The organism is Streptomyces sp. NPDC059909, assembly GCF_042730885.1.
In the GTDB taxonomy this organism is placed as follows: domain Bacteria; phylum Actinomycetota; class Actinomycetes; order Streptomycetales; family Streptomycetaceae; genus Streptomyces.
In genome coordinates, this window is record NZ_JBHWKX010000176.1 from 1 (window position 1) to 4,110 (window position 4,110).

A 4,110-nucleotide genomic window follows, 5' to 3' on the forward strand; every position below is an offset into this window, starting at 1 on the left:
CATCCAAGCCCAACTCCTCGACCTACTCGACGTCGACCCAACCCGCCCACGCTGGCTGGACACTCGTTTCCCCACCTGCGAAAGACGGGCCTAGTGGCCGGAGAGGAGGGAGAGGGCTGTGGTACGGGGGAGGGCGCGGGCAGTCGTGGCGAGGAGGGTGTTCGCCCGCCCGGGGACGACAGTGGGCCGGCGGCGTCGGCGGAGGGCCGCCAGAGCGGTGGTGACGACGGCCTCGGGGGGCTGGACCAGGACGGACGGGACGTCGGCGTGGAGGCCGGGGCGGGTGGCCGTCGGTCCGGGGCAGAGGGCCATCACATAGACACCGCGCGGCTTTTGCTCGTACCAAAGCACCTCGGAGAAGGAAGCGACAAAGGCTTTGGTCGCGCTGTAGACGGCCTGCCCGGGCTTGGGGGCGAAGGCAAGGGTGGAGGCGACGTTGACCAGGGCAGCTCCAGGGCAGGCGGTGGCAAGGAAGGCGTGAGCGAGGGTGACGACCGCCTCGCAGTTCAGACGGATCATCGGGAGGGCCTGGTCGAGGGAGGTGTCGGCAAACGGGCCGGAGTGGGCGAGGCCGGCGTTGTTGATCAAGAGCTCGTAGGGGGTGGCCGCCAACGCGTCCGCAACGGTGCGGATTCCTTCGGGGGTGGTGAGGTCGGCCACGAGGTAGTCGTGTCCGTCGGAGCCGAGTTCGGTCATGAGAGCCAGCAGGCGCTGCTCGGTGCGGGCGACTGCGGTGACCGTGCGGCCCTCGGCGGCCAGGGCGAGGGCGAAGGCGCGGCCGATGCCCTCGGTGGCACCCGTGATCAGGGCACGGCGGTGGGCGTGGGGCGTGGTGGTCACTTCTCCGCCCTCGGGGCCGTGGCGGGAGAGTAGAGGAAGGAGAACCGCTCCATGACGTTCTTCCGCTGGGTGTTGTGGAAGGCTGCGATGCGCCACGCACCGTCGGTGTCGCGGACCAGGGTGTACGTCTGGACCTTGGACAGTTCGGCGGGGCTGGGCTTGCCGCTGCTGTAGTCGTCGCCGCGGCCGGTCAGGACGGCGGCGTCCTTTCCGAGGAAGCGCAGGTCGAGGTAAGTGGCGGCAAGCTTGGTGCCCTTGACGAAGTCCTTGAAGAGCGCGCGGTGGCCTTCGGTGATGTCGGAGCGGCCCTCGTAGTGGCTGCCGACGTAGGTGGTGTAGGTGGCGTCCTCGGTGAACTGGCGGCCGTACGCGTCCGCGTCGCCGTCGCCCCAGGCGGCGGTGAGGGTGTTGAGGGTGGCGCAGATGGCCTCGCCGTCGGCGCGGTTTGCGCCCGCTGGGATGACGTCGGCGCAGGCTTCCGTTCCGGTGCGCTGTACGTCGGAGGTGGCGCCGAGGTAGAGATACGCGCCGCCGGCGCCGAGGACGAGGACGGCGGCGGTGACGAGGGCGGCGCGCTTGACGGTCTTGGTATTCACGGGATGCCTCTCAGCTTGCGGGTGAGGGGAGATGACGGCCGCCGCCGCGTTGATTACACTGACGCAGCAACTGCACACACGCATTATCTGCACACGCGCAGATATTAGGCAAGAGGAACGGTGTCGCGATGGCGGAGCAGGACGACCGACGTACGGTCTTTCGGGCCTACATCGATGCCGTGGGGCTCCACGGCATGGCGGGCGCGGAGGCGGCCGGCCTCCAGGCATCCGAGTGGTACGCGCTCAGCCGCATCACCCTGGCGGGCAGGCTCACTTCCGGCGAACTCGCGGCCGGGACAGGGCTCACGACGGGGGCTACGACGCGGCTGATCGACCGACTGGAGCGCGCGGGATACGTACGCCGTACCGCCGACCCGGCCGACCGGCGCAAGGTCGTGGTCGAGGCGGTACCCGACGCATTGGTGGAGGTCGAAGCGGTCGTAGGCCCGGCCCGGAGACGGATCGCCGAAGTGCTCGCCGGGTACACACCGGAGCAACTGGACGTGCTCTTCGACTACTTCACGCGCGCGACCCCCGCGTTCCGCGAAGCGACGGAGGAGGTCCGAGCGGCAACGCAGAAGCGTAAGGGCGGCCGCTAGAAGCGGTGCCACCAGCGAACATGGCACCAATCCCGGATGAACCCCATGCCGTTGCCGACCGGCTCAGGTTCCGCTGCACACTCATCCAGGCCAGGCGCAGGGGTCGAGTCCACCACCCACCCGGCGCCAGGCCCCGAGCCGCCTCGATGCCTTCGCCGAGTGCCTCAGCGGTGGTTTTGGGACGCCCGGCGACGATGGCTACGTGATTGAGTGGCGGGACCACCAGGTGTCTCGCGAGTATCCGGGCTGTTCAGAGAGCTCTCGCCAAGTGGAGATCCGCCTCTCGCGCTGCCGCCCCACGAACCGTCCTGTGGTCGGCTCCGATCCGGCGGCGGCGCGTGAAGAGCACGGCACGACCGTATTCGACTGGCTGATCGAGATCTTCGAAGATCGAGCCCCCGGCGTCTTGCGGCTTCAGTAGCGTGGAAGCCCTGCTCCCGGCGTGCGCATGCGGTGGTGTTCTGCTGGTCACTCGATGGCTGTTGCTCTCTGGTGATAGGCGGTCTCGGCGTGTAGCGTCTGGGGTAGATGTCGTGGTTCGCAGTACCTGCCCGCGCTCCGGCGTGGGCGTTTTGCTGTGCAGTGCCTGAGGACCAGGGCGATCACCTCCGGGTCCGCGCGGTGCGGATCCGTTGTCGACTGAGAGGCACCGGCATGGCCAGCGGAACCGTCAAGTGGTTCAACTCTGAAAAGGGCTTCGGCTTCATCGCGCAGGACGGCGGTGGCCCCGACGTCTTCGCGCACTACTCCAACATCAACTCCACGGGCTTCCGTGAGCTCCAGGAAGGCCAGGCCGTCACCTTCGACATCACCCAGGGCCAGAAGGGCCCGCAGGCGGAGAACATCACCCCCGCCTGACCCGGCACCAGTCACGTCCAGGCCCCGGGAGCACACGCTCCGGGGGCCTGGCCGCACCCGCCCCACGATGAGGGGCGGCCCTGCCCGGTCCCGCCGACGCACCAGCCGTAACGGACGTGCAGGCGTGGTGGTCGCCGGGGAGGCACCCATTGGGCGACGGTCTGGGAGGTGATGAAGTCGCTCGCCAGGCTGCAGGCCGCGGAGCACGTGCGGCTGGTGCATCGTCCCGCCCCACCAAGTCCCTTGCGTGGCAGCCATGATGGGCCCCTGAAGGGCCCGTTGGACATGGGCGGTGCACCTCCACGCCCGTGCGGCGGTCGGTGACGAGGGCGAGGGTCATTCCTACGAGGGCAGCCACGTCCCGTGCAGCCCGAGCGGGACCCGCACGGGGATGCGTACCCGGGGCCACCGGGCCCGAGGCCGGGTCCTCCGCCGGGAAGACCAGGAGCCGGCTCGGGGCGTCGGTGCGGTCCGTCGCGTACGTCAGCCAGTAGCCGCGGTCGTCGGCCGTATCACCGGGGGAGGGGGCGAAGACCGGCTCCCCGACCGAGAAGTCACCGGCGTACGACTTCTGTACGCCGCTGCCCGCGCCGCCCGCCGGGGCCGAGGTGCCGTACCAGGAGATCCCGTCGAACTCGCCCGGCAGGAGATCCACCCTCCCGGACTCGGAGGCTATGCCGATGTGGCGATGCCGGCGGCCGAGTGCGCGGTCGTCGATGCGCGGGAACTCAAGCCGCGTCTCGTCGAGCACGGTGCGTCGCATCGTGCGCCGGGCCGGGTCGATGACCGTGCGGACCAGGTGGCTGGTCAGGGCGCGTCGGGACGGCCCGCGCCCAGACTGAGCCGCGACCACTGGACGTACTCCAGGAGCACCTCGCCGTCCGGCCCGGGCCCGGCGTCGTACGCGTTCGCCGTGTGCCATATACGCCTCGTCCTGCGCCCAGCGCACCGGCGAGCCGTCACGGGGGATCAGCGCGATCCGGCAGCCCCGCTCGGGACGCCAGGCGATCAGCGAACCGCCGCTCATGGCGGCCGCGATGTCGAAGAACGCGGGAGCGAGCACCAGGACCAGGTACCGCGCGGTCAGCGCCATGTCGTGGATCACATCATCGATTCCAGGCCACCGTTCCTAAAGACTGAGCGGAAGTGAGTCCTGTTGCCAGAACTCATGCTCAGCCGAACGCCCCGAACGGTGTTGGGCGTTCTGGTCCCCCGCG

Annotated in this window: 6 protein-coding genes; 3 read left to right on the top strand and 3 right to left on the bottom strand. The window is 69.6% G+C overall.

Annotated elements, in window-relative coordinates:
- Positions 1-90: 90 nt before the first annotated feature.
- Positions 91-840, bottom strand: a complete 750-nt coding sequence (locus ACFV9O_RS39805; RefSeq protein WP_385427852.1) for an SDR family NAD(P)-dependent oxidoreductase — start codon at positions 838-840, stop codon at positions 91-93.
- Positions 837-1,436, bottom strand: a complete 600-nt coding sequence (locus ACFV9O_RS39810; protein ID WP_385427855.1) for an SgcJ/EcaC family oxidoreductase — start codon at positions 1,434-1,436, stop codon at positions 837-839. The genes ACFV9O_RS39805 and ACFV9O_RS39810 overlap by 4 nt, the downstream gene beginning before the upstream one ends.
- A gap of 128 nt (positions 1,437-1,564) precedes the next feature.
- Between ACFV9O_RS39810 and ACFV9O_RS39815 the strand changes: the two genes are divergently transcribed.
- From ACFV9O_RS39815 to ACFV9O_RS39825, 3 genes are all read left to right on the top strand, one after another.
- Complete coding sequence (locus tag ACFV9O_RS39815; RefSeq protein WP_385427857.1) at positions 1,565-2,035, top strand: MarR family winged helix-turn-helix transcriptional regulator; 471 nt, start codon at positions 1,565-1,567, stop codon at positions 2,033-2,035.
- Positions 2,036-2,303: 268 nt separating this feature from the next.
- A complete protein-coding gene (locus ACFV9O_RS39820) occupies positions 2,304-2,456 on the top strand; it encodes a hypothetical protein (protein ID WP_385427860.1) in 153 nt (50 codons plus the stop codon).
- Between the two features lie 233 nt (positions 2,457-2,689).
- Entirely contained in the window at positions 2,690-2,893 is a 204-nt protein-coding gene (locus tag ACFV9O_RS39825) for a cold-shock protein (RefSeq protein WP_385427059.1), read from the top strand.
- Here the strand turns inward: ACFV9O_RS39825 and ACFV9O_RS39830 are convergent.
- Complete coding sequence (locus ACFV9O_RS39830; protein ID WP_385427863.1) at positions 2,880-3,998, bottom strand: carotenoid oxygenase family protein; 1,119 nt, start codon at positions 3,996-3,998, stop codon at positions 2,880-2,882. The two genes, ACFV9O_RS39825 and ACFV9O_RS39830, sit on opposite strands and share 14 nt — an antisense overlap.
- Between the last annotated feature and the right edge of the window lie 112 nt (positions 3,999-4,110).